Genomic DNA, 20,261 nt, shown 5'->3' with positions numbered 1-20,261 from the left:
AACGGAAATCTGGAAAAATCTTGGTATAAATAGCTTTCGGGGATTTGGTTACTGCTGATAATGATGCGTTATGTTAACCGATCATGTATAGAATATACATGGTTCCTTGTTCAACGGTCAGGTTGAACAAAGAACTTTAATTTAGATAATGCTTCTTATTCCTCCATAAAGAATGCTTTTCGCTCTGTAGTAATCCAATTCTCCAAATTGTCTTGGCTACGTTTAACAAGTCGATTCACTAGCACGTCATGCCACACATAATCCTCTAATAAATAAATATGAACAGGGTCATCTGTATAAAAAGCAACACTACGCTCCTCAATTGATGGTCCATAAATCATCTCTTTAGAATCTATGGACAGAATAAACCAATGTTCTGTAGATCGGGTTTCTGTATAAGGTGTTATACGATGGATTTCTAAATTTTTAATGGGATTTTCAACATGTAGCGTAATACCTTGTACCGTGACTTTATTAGCGACCTCAACCAGTTCCTCCTTCAACATCTCATACATATCATCCCACATCGATATGACAATACGCTTTTCGGCTTTTTTTAGTAATGTCTGACAATAACTAATTATCGTCTTATAGTCCTTTAAAGTAATCACTCGATTGTCTGCTTTTTCATCGGAGGTTTCTAGACTTTTTAATGATTCACTTATTCCTTCATAAGTGGATTGCCACTCTGATTGAGCTTTCTGCAAAAAGATTTCAACAGGTAAAGGTGAATATCGAGTGGTGTCATCTATTTCTTCCTTCATAACAATTCCTTTTTCAACAAGATTACTTAATACATCATAAATTCGTGCTCTTGGAATACCTGAGTCCTTACTCACTTGGTAGGCTGTAACAGGACCTTGTTTAACAAGAGATACATAAGATTTAGCTTCATATTCGTTAAAACCTAATTTTTTGAGCTGTTGCACTATATAGTTCAATTTTTCGTCCTCCAATTGTTCTTTTCCTATATTTTCAACGTTACAGTAACCATTTACATTTAGCAAATGATTAGTTACTATTTAAGTAGTGACTATAGAAAGGTTGATTATATATGGATTTCCACTTAGACCCATCGATATTAATTATTTTAATTGTTTTTGGTTTTTTAGCTTCATTTATTGATTCAGTAGTAGGGGGTGGTGGACTGATTGCTTTACCTGCTTTATTTTTTACAGGACTGAATCCAGCAGGGGCAGTAGCTACGAATAAATTAGCATCGACAATGGGGTGTGTAACTAGTAATATTGTGTTTTATCGTTCTGGTAATCTTGATTTGAAATCAGCGTTTAAATTATTTCCACTCACTTTCATAGGTTCCATAGTAGGTGCATGGACCGTTCATTTAATGAACCCAGAGATACTGAAGCCTTTGATGTTACTAATGCTCGGTGCTGTTGCTATTTATACGATATTCAAAAAGGATTGGGGTAGTATTTCCACTCATAAGAAATTGTCCGTTCGGCACTTCATTATTTTTACTTTTTTTGTTTTTGTTATTGGTTTTTATGATGGATTTCTAGGCCCTGGCACGGGTTCATTTTTAATGTTTTCCTTTTTATTAATTGGGTATGATTTTTTAAAGGCAGCAGGTAATGCGAAGTTTCTTAATTTGGGAAGCAATATTGGTGCATTGTTGATGTTTATGTGTTTAGGACAAGTAAACTACGCGTACGGCTTCATAATGGGAATAGCACAAATTGCTGGTGGGATCATTGGCTCCAAATTTGCTATAAAAAAAGGAAGTGGGTATGTTCGTGCCCTTTTCATTACAGTAACTTGTTTATTATTAGCGAAAAATATTTATGACTATATTCAATAATTTTTAAAATTAACTTCCTATATCGAATTTTACGTCAACTAGCCCCTCTTGTGGGGGGCTAGTTGTTTTTTTACAGTAGCAAAGATGAGATTTCACTTTTAGAAACTGTCTTAGCGTATAAAATCTGCGTTTTGTCGGCAGGACTACAAATAGTTCTGTTGACGGTACCCCTATGAGCACTCGAAAGGGGTCTTTTTCTACTACAATAAAAAGACCCCGTTACAAAACGGAGCAAGAAGATGAAATTTGAGGGTATTAAAATCTCTTAAGCTGATGGGCATGTATGGTGACCCCTACTACAATACTAGAATTCTTTCGTTTTCTACAAAACAATATATATTACAAGATCCATTTTTTTCCTTGACACTATCAAACATCATGCTATACTTGAGTAAATCGTAATCATTACGTTTTAAGAGAATAATACTCATGAAGCAAATAAAAAATATAGATGTAAAGGGTAGTTGTGATGAAACAGGAAATAGATTTTATAAAATTCAATCCAACACAAAATATGACAATTCTTGTTAAAACTAATTATCTAGTTGAGAAGTATAAGCACGTTGCTTCAAAAATTATGTCATATGACAACGTGTATGCTGAACAAGTAGGTTTTATAGAAAAACCGATAAATAATGAAGCTGCTGCACATCTACAGATGGCTGGAGGAGAGTTTTGCGGCAATGCTTGTATGGCATTGGCAGCTTATATTGCATCTGAAAAAGGGCTAAAGCATAATGATTTAGCGGAAATATTATTAGAAGCTTCAGGTACGGACAAATTAATAAGATGCCAAGTAAGAAGAAATTTAGATGAATATTATTGTCAAGTTACTATGCCTATTCCCAACCAGGTAGAACAGAGAACAATACAGTATGAGGGTGACGATTTGGATATTATTATAGTGAGATATCATGAGTTCATACATATTGTGATAGAAGTAGAGGAATTTGGCAGGACAGTGAGGCAAAAGGCACAATCATTGGCAAAGTTGCTTGGAGTAGTTTTAGGTGCCAACCTGATCGGCATTTTATTGTATAAATCGGAATCTGATGAATTGGCGCCCCTCATTTATGTCCCACATCTAGACAGCATGATATGGGAAAGGGGGTGTGGTTCAGGTACAGCCTCCTTAGGAGCCTATCTAGCTTGGAAGAATAAAGGGGAGATTGTTGCAAGGATAAGGCAGCCCGGCGGCACTATTAATGTAGTTGCTAATTGTCATGAAGAAGAATTGACAAGTCTTAAGATTGAAGGATCCGTCGGAATAGTAGCACAAGGCAAAGCTTTTATAGATGTTTAGTTATAACTTTGTATTGGGGGGTGAATGAATGAATGCGTTAAAAACATTTCAAGAATCTTTAAGCGAGTTTTTAGAAAAATTTGATGATTTAGCGGGAAGATATGATCATACAATTAATAATTGTTCAGAGTTAGAGAGTTTAATAGATGACTATTCAAAATTCATCACAAACGAGAGGAATAAAGTAGCTTGGAAACAACTGCAAGAATCCAGTGATTTGAATCAACTTGTGGCGGATTTAAGAAAAAAATCGGCACTTTGTGTTGCTATTATGGAGAAATACCATGCATTGAAGTTGCTGAGTGGAAATGCAAAAATGACCGATTACTTCAAAAATATAGAATCGTGTATTGAAAAAGAATTCGGCAGTTTTCAAATTACTTCTGAATCAAAGGTATTATTAGTTGGCTCAGGTTCATTCCCAATGACACTATTGCTAATTGCTAAGCGAACAGGAGCAGAGGTTGTTGGCATAGATATTGATGGTGAGGCTATCCAACTTGGACGAAATGTAGTAGAGAAATTAGGAAATGGATTAAATATTAGAGTAGAAAAAATATTAGTGGAAAATCTTGATTTTACAAAAGATGTGACCCATATCATTTTTAGTTCAACTGTTGAAAGTAAATATGACATATTGGATCAATTACATACATTGACGAATGAAAATGTAGTTGTTGCTATGAGATATGGTAATCAGTTGAAGTCCTTATTTAATTACCCGATGAGGGAGATAGATGGACAAAAATGGAAGATGGTTGAAAACATATTACGTCCAGATCATGTGTTTGATATTGCATTGTATAAAAAAGCATAAGTTACTTGTTTGTAAGAAAGGGAGGCTTTTATGAGTGATTTTAAGCGAGTCTTGCTATTAGGAACTGGTCCTACATCAATCCAACTTGCTTTAAATTTCAAAAAACAATTGAATTGCTATGTAGGAATTGCTGGAAGAGAATCTGTTCGTTCAGAAAAAGTCTTTGCAGCGCTTAAGCAAAGCAATCATCTTATTCGTGTGAGCGTTCAAAATGAAAAGCATCGAAATATGGAAGGTGAGTGCTTCGTTGATCAAGTTTTTAAAGGATATGGAACAATTAAGGGTGACTGGGATACCATTATTTTTTCTGTAACAACAGATGCCTATATTGAAGTATTAAAGCAAATAAATGGTGAACTTTTAAAACAAGTGAAATGTATTGTTTTAATCTCTCCAACTTTCGGTTCCAATAGCTTAATAGGTAACTATATGGATTCTCTTAATCCGGATGTGGAAATTATTAGTTTTTCTACATATTTTGGAGATACACGATGGATGAACGACAGACTATCTAATAATGTTTTAACAACAGCGGTAAAGAAAAGGGTTTATATAGGCTCCACACACTATCCATCTAAAAATGTCGATAGACTATGTAAGGAATATGGACAATTAGGTATTGCTCTAGAAATTATGAAGTCTCCAATTGAGGCGGAGACAAGAAATATTTCTTTATATGTACACCCACCATTGTTTATGAATGATTTTTCATTAAGTGCGATATTTAGAGAAGTAGATGTCAAAAAATATGTATACAAAATTTACCCTGAGGGGCCCATTACGCAATATTTAATTCGTGACATGCTGGCTCAATGGAAAGAAATTATGAATATTATAGGGAAAATGAATATGCAAAGTATAAATTTACTTAAATTTATGACAGATGATAATTATCCGGTGAGATTGGAAAGTTTATCACGTCGTGATATAGAAAATTTCAATCATTTAGAGACTATCCATCAAGAATATTTATTGTATATACGTTATACCTCACTATTGATCGATCCTTTTTCAGAGCCGGGTAAGGAGGGGAAATATTTTGATTTTTCTGCTGTTCCATTTAGGAAGATGTTCGTCAACAAGGAAGGGTATTTGGATATCCCGAGAATGCCTAATGAAGACTATTATCGTATAAAAATAATACAAGGAATTGCAAAGTATTTAAATGTGAATTGCCCAACAATAGATAAGTTCATTAAAACATATGAAAGTAAAATTGAACAAGTTGCTCGATCTCATAAAGGCGAATTATTATCCAATGCATTTGTCGTTCAAAGTTTTGATGAAGATTTGAAAATGATATGCAGTGAAATAGGAAAAAGTATAGAGTCAAAGACGGCAGAATAGGACCTGTCATAAAATATGAATATCATATTTATACCATTTAAATCGTAATCATTACGGTTTTAGAGTAAATTTATTAATATATGAAACATTAGATCCATATCTGCCAAGTCAAAAAGAGTTGCATTCAATTAAGTAAGATGAAAAGGAGAGGATAGAGTGTTTAATAAAAGATTTAAGTTAGCGGCTATAGTTTTTTTGATCTTATCTATTCTAGTTGGCTGCTCAGCAGTTACAGGAAACTCTGATAATGAGAAAAAGGAAAATGCCAAGGTATCGGACAAAGAAACAGAATTAGTATATGCATCAGCCAAAGATATTAATGATATGAATCCTCATTTGTACACAGGTTCCATGCCGGCTCAAGGGATGATATATGAATCGTTGGTTGAGAATACGGAAGACGGAATCAAGCCTTTACTTGCCGAATCATGGGAGATTTCAAAAGATGGAAAAGTATACACATTTCATTTAAGAAAAGGTGTGAAATTTCACGACGGGGAACCATTTAACGCAGAAGCAGTGAAGCAAAATATTGATGCTGTACAAAAGAATGCAGCAAAGCATTCCTGGAGTAAGCTATCAACAAAAATAGTAAGTTGCAATGTAGCAGATGAGTATACAGTTGAATTAGTACTATCAGAAGCATACTATCCAACTTTGGTTGAATTGTCGATGACTAGACCTTATGTATTCATATCACCCAAAGACTTTGTTAACGGGGGCACAAAAGATGGTGTAAATGGTTATCATGGTACAGGACCATATATTCTCACTAAACATAAAGTTGATGAGTATGCAAATTTTGAAGCGAATGAAAACTACTGGGGTGGCTCACCTAAAATTAAAAAGATTACTACTAAAGTCCTTCCAGCAGGGGAAACGACATTTTTAGCATTACAAAAAGGAGAGGTTAACTTTATTTTCACAGATGATCGAGGTGCGGACAGTATTGATGTCGAAGCAATGAATCAATTAGTTGATTCAGGTGATTATCAACTTGTTAGAAGTGAAGCAATGAATACAAAAATGATTGTAGCCAATAGCAGCAAATCTTATAATCCTGTGAGTGAAACGGCTGTTCGTGAAGCCATTTGGTACTCTATTGATAGAGAAACAATAAGTAAAGATATTTTAAATGGTACTGAAGCGGCAGCCAATACACTGTTTTCACCTAACGTCCCTTATGCAGATGTCGATTTGAAGAAACGAGGCTATGATTTAGAAAAAGCGAAAGAGATTTTAGAAAAAGCAGGCTGGAAATCGGAAAATGGTGCTGCCGTTAGAACCAAGGAAGGCAAAAAATTAGCAATGAAACTTTATTATGATAGCAATTCTTCTTCCCAAAAAACTGAGGCTGAATTTATCCAAAGTTCATTGAAAAAAGTAGGTATTCAGCTGGAAATTATCGGCGAAGAGTCAACTTCAATCGCTAATAGAAGATCGACTGGTGACTATGATTTATTATTCAATCAAACATGGGGATTAGCGTATGATCCACAAAGTACAATTGCTGCTTTTACTTCTGGGTCTGCCTATTTACATACTACTAGTGGCATTGCGAAAGCAGATGAACTCTATAAGAAAATTGAAGAAGTTATGATGTCCACTGATGAGGAAATACGAAAATCGTTATACGCTGAAATTTTGACAATTGTTCATAATGAAGCAGTCTTTATTCCCATTACAAATGGCAGTGTCACTATAGTTGCTCCTAAAAATTTAAAAGGCATCTCATTTAAGCAAACACAATTCGAGTTACCATTTGAGCGAATGAAGTTTGAATAGAAATATAAATAAAGGGGGCCCCTTTTATTTATGAGAAAGTGTGAATTTTTTAAGTTTAAGCTAATGTAAGAATCTTAATTTTATTGTACACATGCAATCGGCCCTTCGTATTTCTAAGCAGACGATCATTATAATGTTCAGAAGTGCTTGTCGCTTAATAGATTAATATATATGCAAGTTTCAAATAATATTTTCTATTAAAAGGAGATTTTCTATGGGAGGCTACATCATTAAAAGGCTATTAATATCAATCCCTTTACTCTTGATCATTTCGTTTTTAACGTTTGTTTTAGTTAATCTTTCTCCCCTAGATCCGGCCGAAGTGGTTTTGCAAGCGCAAGGTGTTCCAAAAATAACAGATGAATTAATCGTTCAAACGAAAGAAGAGTTGGGGCTGGATAAACCATTTATAATAAGATATTTCGAATGGGTCATTGCCTGCTTACAGTTGGACTTTGGGAATTCATACGTGACAGGAAAACCGGTTTGGTCATTAATAGGTCCAGCTTTTCTGAATACGTTAAAGCTAACGTTAGTTTCATCTGTTGTCATTATTATTTTATCAATATTATTAGGTGTTATTTGTGCGCTGAAAGAAGGAAAAATACTTGATAAATCGGTAAGAGGATTTTCATTTTTCCTGACTGCAATGCCGTCATATTGGCTGGCGTCTCTTATGATTTGGTATTTTTCTGTTAAATTGGACTTATTGCCAACAAGCGGAATGGACTCGTACAAAAGTTATATTCTACCGGTTATTGTTATTGCGATAAGTTATGCAGGCATTTATTTCAGGGTCGTTAGAAGTTCGATGTTAAGCAATTTAAATGAAGACTATGTACTGTATGGAAGGGCATGCGGCGTAACAGAGAGGAAAATTACCATGCATATATTAAGAAATTCGTTACAAGTTGCCATTTCGATATTTTGTATGGCTATTCCCATTATATTGGGAAGTACAGTAGTTATAGAGAATGTTTTTGCTTGGCCGGGGTTAGGGAGTCTAAGTGTTAGAGCAATTCTAAGCAGAGATTTCCCAATCATCCAAGCTTATGTTCTTATATTAGCGGTGGCGTTTGTATTGTTTAATACGATTTCTGACATTATAAATGCTGTGATGAATCCTAGGTTAAGGAAGGATTTCTAAATGAGAATATTGAGAAGCTTAAGTAAAGATAGGTTGGCTGCCATTTCTTTAATAGTAATTATTGTGACGATTGTCGTTGGTATATTTGCCCCTTTGATTGCACCACATGCCCCTGAAAAAATAAATATGAGCCTTCGGTTTGCGACCTCATCATGGGAGTACCCATTAGGTAACGATCACTTAGGGAGATGTATTTTATCCAGATTAATTTATGGAATTCGTCCCAGCGTTTTATGGGTTTTAGCTGCATTGTTCATATCTGTTTTGACTGGGGCTATTGCAGGCTTTATAGCGGGTTACTTTAGAGGAAAAGTAGATGCCTTTATTATGAGGATTTGTGATATTATGCTTTCTTTCCCGGGATACGTTATGACATTGGCGATTGTTGGTATTCTAGGGGTGGGTCTTGAGAATATATTGATTGCGTTTATTTGGATGAAATGGGCATGGTTTGCTCGAGTAATCAGAACGTCTGTTATGCAGTATGCTGAATTAGAATATGTGAAGTTTTCCAAGGCGTCTGGTATTAGTAATATAAAGATTATATATAAGCATATTGTTCCTGTTACATTTTCTGATATAGCAGTCATTTCAAGCAGCTCTATTGGTTCGATGATTTTGCAAATATCAGGGTTTTCATTCTTGGGTTTAGGAATTCAAGCTCCAAATGCTGAATGGGGAATGATGTTAAATGAGGCGAGGGAAGTCATGTTTTCAAGGCCAGAGTTAATGTTGGCGCCTGGTTTAGCCATTATTATCATAGTATCTGCATTGAATTTTTTATCTGATGCACTTCAAGTTGCTTTAGATCCTAAATTAATAACCTCTAAAAATCAGTCTCAGGAAAAAGAGGCAGCAACAAGAAACAGAGGTGGCAAAATTTATGAATATATTAGAAGTTGAGAATTTGAAAGTATTGGATATTAATACCGGTAAAATAATTATCTATAATAGTTCATTCAATTTAAAGCAAGGAGGCTGTCTCGCAATTGTAGGAGAAAGCGGAAGCGGTAAGTCCGTGACTTGCAGGTCAATTATGAGATTGAATAAAGCTTGGATTCGCCAATCAGGAGATATTCTATTTAAAGGAGAAAACTTAAACAATCTTCCTGAAAAAGAAATGAGAAAGAAAAGGGGAAGAAACCTTTGCATGATTCTGCAGAATGGTATGGGGGCATTTGATCCTTCTTGTGTGATTGGTGTTCATTTAAGGGAAACACTTGTTGAACATTTCGGCTGGAGCAATAACGAAATGGAAGGAAAAATGAAAACTGCCATGGAAAGCGTCGTGCTAAAAAATCCGATAGAGATTATGAATAAGTATCCACACCAACTATCGGGTGGAATGTTGCAGCGGATTATGATTGCATTGGCATTAGTATTAGAGCCCGACATTATTATCGCTGATGAACCGACAACAGCATTGGATACAATCTCACAATTTGAGGTCGTTGAACAATTCATGAAATTACGTGAAAGAATGGGCAGCTCGATGATCTTTGTTTCCCACGATTTAGGTGTAGTAAAAAAAATTGCTGATGACGTTTTGGTAATGAAGGATGGAGAAATTATTGAAAGAGGAAACACCCGAACTATCTTTTCAGAAGCGGAGCATGAATATACAAAGTATTTAGTATCGACCAGACTGGCGTTGAGCAATAATTTTAAGAAAATAATGGGGAGAGCTTAAAATTGCTGAAAGTTGATAGTGTTGAGAAATCCTATAAAAAAGGTGGATTGTTTTCAAAAGGAAAACAGAAGGTTTTGAACAATGTTAGTTTTGAATGCAGGAATGGCGAGTGTCTCGGTATTATCGGAGAAAGTGGAAGTGGAAAATCAACATTGGGACGTTTAATAGTCGGAATCGAAAAGCCTGATCGTGGAGCAGTTTTATTTGAGGGAAAGAATATACAGGATAGAAGAGTGAGATCAGGTAATATTAGCGTTGTATTTCAAGACTATACCTCCTCAATTAATCCATTTTTTACTGTTGAAGAAGCAATTATGGAGCCATTAAAAGGACAAAAAAAGGTTCAAAAAGAGATTCAAAGCAAGATTGATAGGCTATTAAGTCAAGTTGGATTAAATCCATCCTATAGAAAGAAATACCCTCATGAATTATCAGGAGGAGAAGTTCAGAGGGTGTGTATAGCAAGAGCCATTTCAACAGAACCGAAATGTATTTTATTAGATGAGGCAATTAGTTCTTTAGATATATCTGTTCAAATGCAAGTGCTTGAATTATTAAAGGAATTAAAAAAAATCTACAATATGAGTTATGTTTTTATAACTCATGATATACAAGCTGCTGCTTATATTTGCGACAGAGTCATTTTTTTTAGAAATGGTCAAATCGAAGAAATAGTTAAAATTGAACAATTAAAGGACGTTCAGTCAGAATATGCTAGAAAGTTATTGCAGACGTTAATAACTTCTTAATACTGAAATACACGAAACCACAGAATTTGTTACACGATTTAGGAGGAGAAAATGTTGAGTGGAGCTATGTCTTGGCCTTTTCTGCGTTTGTATATGTTGGTTCTTCTTTATTTTAGTGCCAATTCTATACTAAATGTTATTATCCCTTTACATGGGGAAACGTTAGGAGCCAGCAATACAACAATTGGCTTGATCATGGGGGCGTATCTGTTTACCACCATGTTCTTTCGACCATGGGCAGGTCATATTATTCAAAAGCATGGGCCGATAAAAGTGTTACGCATTATTCTTATTATCAATGGACTTGCTTTAACACTATATACATTTACTGGATTAGGGGGCTTTCTAGTTGCCCGTATGTTACAAGGGGTATCGACAGCTTTTTTTTCAATGGCATTACAGATAGGTATTATTGATGCACTGCCAGAAAAGGATCGCTCTCAAGGTATTTCACTTTATTCTTTATTCTCATATATACCAGGTATTATTGGCCCCATATTAGCATTAGGCATTTGGCAAGGGGGTATGAATTATTTTACAGTGGTGATGGTAGCGATTTCCATATTTACAGGGGTGTTCGGCTATAGTGCCAAGATGGACAAAGCAGACGCTCCGCCTGATACAAATAACGCCGAGCAGGGACTAAGTACGTTTAAATCATTTAGTCAGTTAGTAAAAAATCCGTTTTTATTTAAATGTAGCGTATTGATGTTAGTTGCATCAATTGTATTTGGGGCTATTACAACCTTTATACCACTATACGCTACGCAATTAAAAAGCGGTAATGCCGGAATTTACCTAATGCTTCAGGCGGGTACCGTTGTCTTTGCTCGTTTTGCTTTAAGAAAAAAAATTCCTTCAGACGGCAAATGGCATTCATCTTTTATCATGGGGACTATGCTTATTTTAACAGTAGCAGCGCAATGTGTAAGCTTTTCTATAACGGGTGGGGCTATCTTTTTCTATGTTGGCGCAATTTTAATGGGGATAGCTCAGGCACTCCTCTATCCAACGTTAACAACTTATTTAATCTTTGTCTTGCCACAGATGAATCGTAATGTGTTACTTGGTTTATTTATTGCTATGGCTGATTTAGGTGTTTCGCTAGGTGGTGTCATTATGGGGCCGATAGCTGATTTTTCCTCATACTCATTTATGTATATGATTTGTGCTATCTTAGGTGTGACAATGATCCTTTTTGCCTATGATCGACGAAGAATATTTGTTGGATAAATACAAAGGAGTCTTCCAAAATTTTCATTTATGAATTTTGAAAGACTCCTTTATTATGGTTGAATTTAATATTTTACTCTTATAGGGGTACCGTCACATGCCCATCAAGCTAAGCTTTTAAAGCACCCCCTAAACGAAAATTTTGTGTTTTTTATAGCACCGAAGTTCATTTTTATCGTTTTGGGGGTAACTTGTTTTCTTAAGTTGATGGACATGTGGCGAGACCCCTGGATTGCCTTGTATTGGTTGATTCGTGGTGTAAAGGCAATAGAATCCCGAAATCGTTAGCTAACGCAATACATGCCCTCCTCTTGTTGTTCTAAAGAGGGGGTTATTATTTTGATAGTCTCCTAAATACATTGACCCCCGATAATGATGCGTTATGTTAACCTTACAGGAATAAGATATACATCAAAAATAGTTCTATCAAAATAGATCACTCATGATAAAATGGAATTAAAAGGAAAGAGAGTGGCTTAATGAAATTAAAGATATTTTTCATAAGTTTATTAGTAATATTAAGTATAGCATGTGTATTCTTTATACAAAAAAAGGATGTCATTTTTCAAGAAGGAAATCCGATACCATTCGCAATTGCTATGTCAAAGATGATCTTTACAGATAAAAATATAATGGAAGTACAAACTAACGATACTCGCTATACCTATTTAGTAAAACGAGGGGAACTAGAGCCCTATATTGAAATGAGAGAGCAAGGTGGATGGGAATTTTTAGAGAGAGATATATACAGAAATTCTTTAACTTTTCAAAAAGGAAATATGACAGAGAGCGTTCCTTACAAATATTTCACACGGTATTATACAATCATTCATTCCCAATATGAATAGATACATTGACTTCCGATTTCGAATTTTTCGTCAACTAGTACCTCTTGCGGGGGACTAGTTGTTTTTTTTCAGTAGCAAAGATGAGATTTCACTTTTAGAAACTGTCTTAGCGTATTAAAATTTGCGTTTTGCCGTCAGTACCCCATGCCCACATGCCTATCAAGCTAAAATTTTATAGTACCCCCAGAACGAAATTTTGTACTAACTTGTAGCAAAAAAGCTCATTTTTTCGTTTTGGGGTATTTGCTTTTCTTAGCTTGATGGTGATGTATGGTGACCCCATATAGAATATTTCTTCATTATGTATGAAGTAGATTTTCAATTTTTGGAATATTAGTATTGTTTAGAATCTGTATATGTATTATTATAAATAATGGTATATTAGTAAATCTTTGGTACATATTCTATTCAATCTCTAAAAATATGATTCTTGGAGGCGTTGTTGTGTGTAAAAAATGGAAAATCGGGCTAATGAGTACGCTTCTTGCCTGTACTACCTTCACATCTGTAGCATTTGCAGCAGAAAAACCTGTCGATCAACCCAAATGGGAGGAATGGCTAAATGGACATGCAAAAAGATTAAATGAACCCACTTCCCAGACAACAGAAGATTTATCTTTTCTAAAAGATGCCATAAAAGATAAGCGTATTGTTGTACTTGGCGAAAGTACGCATGGAGCAAAGGAAATGAATCAATCCAAAATACGTATGATTAAGTACTTACATGAGGAAATGGGATATGATGTAATTGCATTTGAATCAGGATTTGCAGAAGCAAGTACGGTTCAACAAAATTTTGATAACTTAACCGCTACTGAAGCGATGAAACAATCTTTAGAAGGTGTATGGCAAACAGAGGAAGTTGAACAATTGTTTACCTATATGAAAGAACAAAAAGAAAAAGGAAAGCCACTAACATTAGCTGGTTTTGATATGAATTTGTTTTATAGATCCCCATTCTACTCGTATGCGAAAGACTGGTTGCAAAAATTAAGTCCTGAAGTGGCGAGTGAACTAGATGTAGCAGTAACAGAGTTAATCAAACTGGATAAGTATTACTATAATTTAAAAGATGGGTATCCTTATGATCAATATAAAGTAGAAATACAGCCCGTAATCAACAAGTTTGAAAACGTAAAAGCTTTTATTCAGACTCATAAAACCGAATTGACTCGAGTTGCACCTAGCCCTACCTATGACGTGAATTTTCTTGAGAAATCAATCAATATACGTATCGATGCGATTAAAACACACCTAGATAGTTTTATGAAATTAAAAGGAGGTATTATCCCTTCTAACATTGCAGGATTCCCAAATTATGTTCGAGATCAAAAAATGGCTCAAAACTTAGCATGGCTCACTGAGATGCAGTATAAAAACAAAAAAATAATTGTATGGGGGCATAATTATCATATTCGAAAACAAAATTCGAAAATGATATTAGATTACACCAAGTATCAACAATACAATTTTGTATGTCCTAATATGATGGATTTTCTTCCGCAGCGCATTAAAAACCAAATGTACACAATTGGAGTGTTTGCGTATAGTGGGAGCAGTTGGAACGCTGAAAATAACAAAATTGTTCCTGTACATACAGAACATGAAGAACAAAGTGTAGAAAAGATAATAAGCACCGTTGGAAGTTCAAATGTCTTTGTAAACTTAAAGGGAGAAAGTAACCGACCAGAAACGTCATGGATGTTTACCCCAACTGCAGCAAGTTATTGGGGGGACAAAGATAGAGAAGAAATCATGATTCCTAACGAACAATATGATGGCATTTTATGGTTAGAAAAGACTTCCCCTTCTGTTCTTAAATAAAAGAGAGGGCGTCCTTACATGCTAAGGATGCTCTTTTTCTTGTCATGATTGTACGTAAACAACATTCGATTGAATTCATTCCCTATAGAAAATACGGTTCTGGTACAAAATTCCAAGACTCTTGCAAGTAATCTCCTAATCTTGGACATACTGATAGTATGACTCTAAGAAAGGTACGTGATCAGTATGGAAAAGGAAAATTTGTTCAAATGGAAGCATTATCAGCCTGATATTATTTTATTAACAGTGAGATGGTACCTACGGTACAGCCTTAGTTTTCGTAACTTGGTGGAAATGGTGGAAGAACGCGGCTTATCGATGGCTCACACAACGATTATGCGTTGGGTTCATCAATATGGACCGGAATTAGATGAAAGGGTAAGGCCTCACCTTAATCTAACAAATGATTCCTGGAGAGTCGATGAAACGTATATCAAAGTAAAAGGTCAATGGATGTATCTATATCGTGCAGTGGACTCCGAAGGAAACACCATTGATTTTTATCTTAGCAAAAATAGAAATACTCAATTAGCCAAGTGCTTTTTCAAAAAAGCCTTGGCTTCTTCGCATGTGTCTTTCCCCCGCGTGATCACAGTCGATAAGAATCCAGCGTATCCTATAGCGATTCAAGAATTACAAGAAGAAAAAAGCATGCCTTCTGGCACGCAAATAAGACAACAGAAGTACCTAAATAATATCATTGAGCAAGACCATCGCTTTATAAAGAAGCGAGTTCGTTCTATGCTAGGATTGAAATCATTTCGAACTGCCAAAAAGATATTGAGTGGTATGGAAGCGATGCATATGCTTCGAAAGAAGCAAGTTTTCTTACGGGAGAAGTCTGTCAAAAACCAGAAAGAATTTATACATCAGTTGTTTGGACTTACAGCATAAAGGTAAGATTATGAAAGAAGTCCACTTATTTTTTCAAACTTTCATTGTATTTGCACCAGAACCTAAGAACAAATCACGCCTCTCTCTAAACTGGAGGGGTTTGCTATTCTTCATATATTTTTAAAAAAGATATAAAGATATCTTTACACCTTTTTTGTTTTCACCTACAATGTAAAGATATCTTTACATTGTAGGTGAAAAGATGGCTGTTAAAAACAAAATTAAAGAACTAAGAGTACAGCATGAAATTACACAAATTCAAATGGCGAAAGACTTACAGGTAACAAGGCAAACGATTGTAGCTATCGAGAACAATCACTACAATCCGAGTTTGGAATTAGCACTAAAAATAGCTCATTACTTCAATCTGAGGGTTGAAGACATCTTTATACTTGAGTAATCTCAAAATAAGGGAGTGCGAGGATAATGCGGATACAAAAGCAAGACGAAATGGAGAAATATCACGTAGCCAAAGCCAGTAAAAATGCGTTCTTAGTCTATACTGTTTTATTGTTCATGTGGTCGGTATACAATCAATTCAAAAATGGTCAATTAGGCGATGCTTTTCTCATTTTATCAGCTGGTAATGCAGTGTTTTTTGGGACATTAGTTATACAAAAAAGAAAGATAGAACGCTTTGAAGAGACAACTGATTCTAATACAGCATTGGGATTTATAAAAAGAAACAAGTATTTTATCATGTGGGCAATCATCTTAATTGCCATAACTGTTATTGGATTACTTACAAAGTAGAATAAAAGAGTAACTTCCGCTTTCGAGAATTATGTCAAAAATCCGTCCATTAGGACGGCTTTTTGTATTTTTGACTAGCGTGGTTTTTTTCCAAAATACTGGCGATACCCTTTAATGTTTTTTATTTTTAAAAGGTATGTAGGTTAAAATTAAGCATGCAAAACATATGACAAAAATGATAAGTTGTTTCATTGCATATCCTCCCCCTATTTTTTTCCATTTATGATTAAGTATAGGGATAGTACCAACAAAACGCGATAAACATACGTTAAGACAAATATTGTAAATAATCGTAATCAAAAACGTTGAAATATCACTTTTGTGGTTATTTGTTTTTAGTTATGGTTTTGGATATACGGAATTGCTATACGAAAAGGAAAATAAAAGTACCACCTAAAATCACCAAAAACGAAGGTTTATGGTGAAAAAATCCCTTAGAGTATAAAAAAATCAATTTCCACTTCCCAAAAATGTCTTAGCGTATGTCTTCCGCGAAATGTTGGCGGGACCCCAATAAGATATTTGTTGTCTATGTGTTAAAATGCTAAAAATGCTTACCAACTTCCAAAAGAATAAGGATCGCAAAATTGCAATATTAACCTTATTTTTAGATAGTGCTTAAATTATTTCGGATGATTTCTCGCCCGCACCTGTCCAATCGTCAACTTCGAGTAAGAGGCTCATGATAATCGTTTATAAAGTCATGCACCAGCATAACGGATCACTTCCATCACAATGAGGGCAACAACCTCCTGTATAAGTAATTCTAATTTGATCTGAATGAAGTACATAATAATCAGTAATTGGTTCGACGCCAGGGATCTCTATCCCGCCTGGAATCGCTGGCAATATAACCTCCCGCACTGTCATGTCCGACCACTTACCGTTCCAGGAACAAATACTGCACTTTAATATCTCTTCCGAAAAATTCGGAGCATTTTTGATGACAATAATACATTCTCTACTATAGGTATTGCAATTAGGACAATCGTGTACTTTCACGAATCTCCACCTCTCATCAAATTTAAAACTTTTCACGTACCTTCTTTTTATTATTCTTTTTTACAGTCAATTAGTCCTTTTTGGGTGCTTTTGCCCATCCCCCTTTTCGGGGGATAGGCAAAAACACCCTATGACGGTAAAGAAGTATATCTTGTTGACTTCGAATCAAACGACAATGTAACAGTAGGTGGATTTCTTGTTTATGTAGATATAGAGACTAAATTAAAGACTTATTAACTTCCGAATTCGGAAGTTATGTAATCACAATTACCCCCATCTTTTATATAGGAGTAATTGTAAATTTCAAACCATAAAAGTCAGAAAATTCTTTACATTGTAAGCGGTTTCTTATATAATAATAATGGGTTGGATGGCACGAGTGGCTATCAAGGTATCTGGCGTAGGTGGGGCCGATACTACGGACAGAGTAGAAATATTGTTTTTTACTATTATGAAACTCTATATATATTATAAAGAAGAGTGGAAAAGGAACTGACTCATAAGATCATGAGTCAGTTCCTTTTTCTGTTTTGCTACCGATAAGTGGGGTTATGTTAACTTGGTAAAAACACTTTATATAAAAGGGTTTCCTTACTTTTATCGAGAATATACTTATGTTCTTGATTTGTTAACTAAAAGGGAGCGTTAATAATGAAATTTAATCAATTATTTTTATTTATTATTGGGGCATTTGTATGTAGTTTAGTATTTAATTTTGTTACAGGTAAATTTGAATGGAATGTTTTTTACTTATTGATATTAGGGGCAATTTCAGGTTATCAAATTGGTAAAAATGAAATCAAAAAACAGATAAACAATATAAATTAAACTACCGCTAACGAATTTTACGTCAACTAGTACCTCTTGTGGGGGACTAGTTGTTTTTTTCAGTAGCAAAGATGAGATTTCACTTTTAGAAACTGTCTTAACGTATAAAATCCGCGTTTTGCTAGGGGTAGCACCACATGCCCATCAACTTAAGAAATTCGTTGTTATCCAAAACGAAAAAAATGCGCTGAATTGTTATAAATAATTGTAGATAGATAAAAATTTTCGTTTAGGAGGGACTTCATAACCTTAGCTTGATAGCGATGTGATGCTACCCCTAAAAATCAAAAAAGACAGGGCTATCCTTAAAACCCCGCTCTTTTTCTGAAATATTGCCCCCCATACTATGATATCTTGACTAACATTTCAAACGATATTTTGATAAAACATCTTCTAGTTCCATATTATGTACAATATAATCATACATTGCCAATTGCATTAAATATCTTCCCATTTGTCCATCTCCATTATAAGTTACGTCTTCGGTAATCATAATATGTTTTATAAGTAAAAAGAAAGCTTCCATATTTACTGAAAAGTTATCATTTATATAAATCTGATATCCTGGTGTAATTTCTTGAACTTTCTTAGGATGATGTTTATTTATTGCATCTATGACTTTAAAATCCCTATTACTTACTAAATTTTCACTTACTTCTTTAAATACATCCAAAATGTATCTATTTCCAAGATCATAAAAAAGTTTCAATCCCTCAAATATTTCACTTAAAAGTGGTCGCCATACAAAAATTTCATTTTCCCAATACTCAATATATGAAATTCGGCTATTTGGTAAACGATCAGACCTACTTTGACCAACTTCCCTGGTAATTAATACTTGATGTTTTACTTCATATATTTTGTTATCTAAGTAACACACTTCTTCAATAATTTCACTTAACTTATCACACTTTTTTTTGTATCTAGTCCTACATGCAAATTGTAGTTCCCTTCATATACAAAACACGGAACAATCTTATCTTCTCTCAATCCTAATTGTATGTTCTTTTTAATTGTTTCATCAAATTTACTTATATCCCCAATGAATAACATTTTTCCCCTCCTAAATTATTACTTAGTCTATCTATTTATGTATCATATGTAAGTAGCATATTTTATTCCCTAAAATCAATTATATCTCTTATAAAATATACAAGACAATCGGATGAGCTAGGATCCGTTAATAAGACAAACTATTCTTCTATTTTTTCCTCATATTGTTTAGCAAGCTTATAAAAAGAAGAACGTTTGATGCCATATTTTTTCATAGCTCCTACGGCTGTAATTGAACCCAAAAAAGATTGGACAAGTTATCTAAGAACAAAAGAGGATTCAAAACGATGTTCTTAAACAAAGCGATTGAATTTTTGCTCGATGAATTAGAGAAGCAAAGTTGAAGCAAGATTTTACATTGAATGAAGAAAACAAAGAAATGCGGGTGCCTGAGTGCCCGCATTTTCATTTGCTGTCGACAGAAGAAGTCTCCCTGACTTTCGATCGAAGGAAACACCCTTTTAGCGAGAGAGCGAAGCGGCAGGTGGGGGAGGTTCACCGAACTTCAAATGGTTAAATTCCGTAAAGATGATATACCAATTACCAAAATGAAAATTCATATGTTTACTACATATGCTATGTATGTTAACATATGAATTGCCAGAATATTCAACTGATGGTAAAAATAGTGGGATTACTTAAATAAAAGGAGATATTTACTATGAACGAATTTATAACCTTTGACTATTTCAGATCCATTTTGATTTTCTTGATCGTTGTTTTAGTGATTTCTTCTGCAATCGTAGCATTTCAGAAAAAAGGAGCTAAAATACTCAATGGGTTTGCCGTAGTCACCATTTCACTTATTTGCGTAGTGGTAGCAAGCGTGGGTCTGTATAAAACGGGATATATGATCGATGAACTGAACATGGTAGGAGACCCAGTTTCCACTTATATGGTTATTGCGATTGGAGTTCTAAGTGTAGTCAATCTTTCCACTTATTTCCTAAGAGGTAATCGAAAAATCGAAATCTAATGGATGTATTTTTTATCAAATACGTGAACTTCCGTATACATGCTGCAAGAGGCCTTCTAATTGCTTGAAGACCTTTTTTTGTTTAATTATCAGTAAGTTCAGACAGAAAACAACAAAAAATAGAATAAAAATACAAAATTAGAAAAAATTCTGAAATTTATGTTGCAATAGTTTCCTAAATTGTTAGAAT

Annotated in this window: 21 protein-coding genes and 1 pseudogene; 17 read left to right on the top strand and 5 right to left on the bottom strand. The window is 34.6% G+C overall.

Annotated elements, in window-relative coordinates:
* Window positions 1-155 precede the first annotated feature (155 nt).
* On the bottom strand, window positions 156-941 hold the full coding sequence (locus ACTDJC_RS17395; protein ID WP_440604192.1) for a TrmB family transcriptional regulator: 786 nt from the start codon (window positions 939-941) through the stop codon (window positions 156-158).
* Between the two features lie 113 nt (window positions 942-1,054).
* On the opposite strand from ACTDJC_RS17395, the gene ACTDJC_RS17390 reads away from it, so the two are divergent.
* From ACTDJC_RS17390 to ACTDJC_RS17320, 15 genes are all read left to right on the top strand, one after another.
* Window positions 1,055-1,822 carry a TSUP family transporter gene (locus tag ACTDJC_RS17390; protein WP_253629736.1) on the top strand — a complete coding sequence of 256 codons (768 nt, stop codon included), beginning with the start codon at window positions 1,055-1,057 and terminating at the stop codon, window positions 1,820-1,822.
* A 469-nt stretch (window positions 1,823-2,291) separates the two neighbouring features.
* A complete protein-coding gene (locus tag ACTDJC_RS17385) occupies window positions 2,292-3,125 on the top strand; it encodes a diaminopimelate epimerase (RefSeq protein ID WP_440604191.1) in 834 nt (277 codons plus the stop codon).
* A gap of 28 nt (window positions 3,126-3,153) precedes the next feature.
* A complete protein-coding gene (locus tag ACTDJC_RS17380) occupies window positions 3,154-3,942 on the top strand; it encodes a nicotianamine synthase family protein (RefSeq protein ID WP_440604190.1) in 789 nt (262 codons plus the stop codon).
* 30 nt (window positions 3,943-3,972) lie between these two features.
* Window positions 3,973-5,289 carry an opine metallophore biosynthesis dehydrogenase gene (locus tag ACTDJC_RS17375; protein ID WP_440604189.1) on the top strand — a complete coding sequence of 439 codons (1,317 nt, stop codon included), beginning with the start codon at window positions 3,973-3,975 and terminating at the stop codon, window positions 5,287-5,289.
* Window positions 5,290-5,445: 156 nt separating this feature from the next.
* Window positions 5,446-7,074: a staphylopine-dependent metal ABC transporter substrate-binding lipoprotein gene (gene cntA, locus ACTDJC_RS17370; protein ID WP_440604188.1), complete on the top strand. Its 1,629-nt coding sequence runs from the start codon at window positions 5,446-5,448 to the stop codon at window positions 7,072-7,074.
* Window positions 7,075-7,288: 214 nt separating this feature from the next.
* Window positions 7,289-8,221, top strand: a complete 933-nt coding sequence (gene opp1B, locus ACTDJC_RS17365) for a nickel/cobalt ABC transporter permease (RefSeq protein ID WP_440604187.1) — start codon at window positions 7,289-7,291, stop codon at window positions 8,219-8,221.
* The gene (cntC, locus tag ACTDJC_RS17360) at window positions 8,222-9,124 is read left to right on the top strand and encodes a staphylopine uptake ABC transporter permease subunit CntC (protein WP_440604186.1); all 903 of its coding nucleotides are present in this window, start codon (window positions 8,222-8,224) and stop codon (window positions 9,122-9,124) included. It abuts the gene before it with no gap.
* The gene (gene cntD, locus ACTDJC_RS17355; protein ID WP_440604185.1) at window positions 9,105-9,911 is read left to right on the top strand and encodes a staphylopine uptake ABC transporter ATP-binding protein CntD; all 807 of its coding nucleotides are present in this window, start codon (window positions 9,105-9,107) and stop codon (window positions 9,909-9,911) included. The genes cntC and cntD overlap by 20 nt, the downstream gene beginning before the upstream one ends.
* Window positions 9,912-9,913: 2 nt before the next feature.
* Window positions 9,914-10,660: an ABC transporter ATP-binding protein gene (locus ACTDJC_RS17350; protein ID WP_440604184.1), complete on the top strand. Its 747-nt coding sequence runs from the start codon at window positions 9,914-9,916 to the stop codon at window positions 10,658-10,660.
* A gap of 54 nt (window positions 10,661-10,714) precedes the next feature.
* Window positions 10,715-11,893 carry a staphylopine family metallophore export MFS transporter CntE gene (gene cntE, locus ACTDJC_RS17345; RefSeq protein WP_440604183.1) on the top strand — a complete coding sequence of 393 codons (1,179 nt, stop codon included), beginning with the start codon at window positions 10,715-10,717 and terminating at the stop codon, window positions 11,891-11,893.
* Window positions 11,894-12,372: 479 nt separating this feature from the next.
* The gene (locus tag ACTDJC_RS17340) at window positions 12,373-12,741 is read left to right on the top strand and encodes a hypothetical protein (protein WP_440604182.1); all 369 of its coding nucleotides are present in this window, start codon (window positions 12,373-12,375) and stop codon (window positions 12,739-12,741) included.
* Window positions 12,742-13,185: 444 nt separating this feature from the next.
* Complete coding sequence (locus tag ACTDJC_RS17335) at window positions 13,186-14,565, top strand: erythromycin esterase family protein (RefSeq protein ID WP_440604181.1); 1,380 nt, start codon at window positions 13,186-13,188, stop codon at window positions 14,563-14,565.
* Window positions 14,566-14,751: 186 nt separating this feature from the next.
* Window positions 14,752-15,459 (top strand): IS6 family transposase, encoded by a 708-nt coding sequence (locus ACTDJC_RS17330; RefSeq protein ID WP_440604180.1) that lies wholly within the window; start codon window positions 14,752-14,754, stop codon window positions 15,457-15,459.
* Window positions 15,460-15,661: 202 nt separating this feature from the next.
* Window positions 15,662-15,859, top strand: a complete 198-nt coding sequence (locus ACTDJC_RS17325) for a helix-turn-helix transcriptional regulator (protein ID WP_440604179.1) — start codon at window positions 15,662-15,664, stop codon at window positions 15,857-15,859.
* Window positions 15,860-15,885: 26 nt separating this feature from the next.
* Window positions 15,886-16,212 carry a hypothetical protein gene (locus tag ACTDJC_RS17320; RefSeq protein ID WP_440604178.1) on the top strand — a complete coding sequence of 109 codons (327 nt, stop codon included), beginning with the start codon at window positions 15,886-15,888 and terminating at the stop codon, window positions 16,210-16,212.
* A 693-nt stretch (window positions 16,213-16,905) separates the two neighbouring features.
* On the opposite strand, the gene ACTDJC_RS17315 is transcribed toward ACTDJC_RS17320, so the two are convergent.
* On the bottom strand, window positions 16,906-17,082 hold the full coding sequence (locus ACTDJC_RS17315; RefSeq protein ID WP_440604177.1) for a hypothetical protein: 177 nt from the start codon (window positions 17,080-17,082) through the stop codon (window positions 16,906-16,908).
* A 783-nt stretch (window positions 17,083-17,865) separates the two neighbouring features.
* Here ACTDJC_RS17315 and ACTDJC_RS17310 point away from each other — a divergent pair.
* On the top strand, window positions 17,866-18,042 hold the full coding sequence (locus tag ACTDJC_RS17310; protein WP_440604176.1) for a D-alanyl-D-alanine carboxypeptidase: 177 nt from the start codon (window positions 17,866-17,868) through the stop codon (window positions 18,040-18,042).
* Window positions 18,043-18,400: 358 nt separating this feature from the next.
* Here the strand turns inward: ACTDJC_RS17310 and ACTDJC_RS17305 are convergent, their stop codons facing one another.
* The 3 genes and pseudogenes from ACTDJC_RS17305 to ACTDJC_RS17295 all read right to left on the bottom strand — a co-directional run.
* Window positions 18,401-18,922 (bottom strand): hypothetical protein, encoded by a 522-nt coding sequence (locus tag ACTDJC_RS17305; protein ID WP_440604175.1) that lies wholly within the window; start codon window positions 18,920-18,922, stop codon window positions 18,401-18,403.
* 17 nt (window positions 18,923-18,939) lie between these two features.
* The gene (locus ACTDJC_RS17300) at window positions 18,940-19,095 is read right to left on the bottom strand and encodes a hypothetical protein (protein WP_440604174.1); all 156 of its coding nucleotides are present in this window, start codon (window positions 19,093-19,095) and stop codon (window positions 18,940-18,942) included.
* Between the two features lie 140 nt (window positions 19,096-19,235).
* Window positions 19,236-19,334, bottom strand: a pseudogene (locus ACTDJC_RS17295) (recombinase family protein); the annotation flags it as partial.
* Between the two features lie 422 nt (window positions 19,335-19,756).
* Between ACTDJC_RS17295 and ACTDJC_RS17290 the strand changes: the two are divergent.
* Window positions 19,757-20,071 (top strand): hypothetical protein, encoded by a 315-nt coding sequence (locus ACTDJC_RS17290; RefSeq protein ID WP_440604173.1) that lies wholly within the window; start codon window positions 19,757-19,759, stop codon window positions 20,069-20,071.
* The last annotated feature ends 190 nt before the right edge of the window (window positions 20,072-20,261 follow it).

Source organism: Bacillus sp. GB_SG_008, assembly GCF_052038115.1.
Classification (GTDB): Bacteria; Bacillota; Bacilli; order Bacillales; family Bacillaceae_G; genus Bacillus_A; species Bacillus_A rhizoplanae.
The sequence above is the reverse complement of the archived record's forward strand: the minus strand, read 5'-3'. Positions and strand labels throughout refer to the sequence as shown.

Excerpts from the sequence above, each read along its gene's own strand:
- cntD (WP_440604185.1), top strand. The coding sequence starts at position 9,105 with ATGAATATATTAGAAGTTGAGAATTTGAAAGTATTGGATATTAATACC.
- ACTDJC_RS17320 (WP_440604178.1), top strand. The coding sequence starts at position 15,886 with ATGCGGATACAAAAGCAAGACGAAATGGAGAAATATCACGTAGCCAAA.
- ACTDJC_RS17340 (WP_440604182.1), top strand. The coding sequence starts at position 12,373 with ATGAAATTAAAGATATTTTTCATAAGTTTATTAGTAATATTAAGTATA.
- ACTDJC_RS17300 (WP_440604174.1), bottom strand. The coding sequence starts at position 19,095 with ATGTTATTCATTGGGGATATAAGTAAATTTGATGAAACAATTAAAAAG.
- ACTDJC_RS17380 (WP_440604190.1), top strand. The coding sequence starts at position 3,154 with ATGAATGCGTTAAAAACATTTCAAGAATCTTTAAGCGAGTTTTTAGAA.
- ACTDJC_RS17390 (WP_253629736.1), top strand. The coding sequence starts at position 1,055 with ATGGATTTCCACTTAGACCCATCGATATTAATTATTTTAATTGTTTTT.
- cntC (WP_440604186.1), top strand. The coding sequence starts at position 8,222 with ATGAGAATATTGAGAAGCTTAAGTAAAGATAGGTTGGCTGCCATTTCT.
- ACTDJC_RS17310 (WP_440604176.1), top strand. The coding sequence starts at position 17,866 with ATGAAATTTAATCAATTATTTTTATTTATTATTGGGGCATTTGTATGT.
- ACTDJC_RS17375 (WP_440604189.1), top strand. The coding sequence starts at position 3,973 with ATGAGTGATTTTAAGCGAGTCTTGCTATTAGGAACTGGTCCTACATCA.
- ACTDJC_RS17385 (WP_440604191.1), top strand. The coding sequence starts at position 2,292 with ATGAAACAGGAAATAGATTTTATAAAATTCAATCCAACACAAAATATG.
- ACTDJC_RS17330 (WP_440604180.1), top strand. The coding sequence starts at position 14,752 with ATGGAAAAGGAAAATTTGTTCAAATGGAAGCATTATCAGCCTGATATT.
- ACTDJC_RS17315 (WP_440604177.1), bottom strand. The coding sequence starts at position 17,082 with ATGACAGTGCGGGAGGTTATATTGCCAGCGATTCCAGGCGGGATAGAG.
- ACTDJC_RS17325 (WP_440604179.1), top strand. The coding sequence starts at position 15,662 with ATGGCTGTTAAAAACAAAATTAAAGAACTAAGAGTACAGCATGAAATT.
- opp1B (WP_440604187.1), top strand. The coding sequence starts at position 7,289 with ATGGGAGGCTACATCATTAAAAGGCTATTAATATCAATCCCTTTACTC.
- ACTDJC_RS17290 (WP_440604173.1), top strand. The coding sequence starts at position 19,757 with ATGAACGAATTTATAACCTTTGACTATTTCAGATCCATTTTGATTTTC.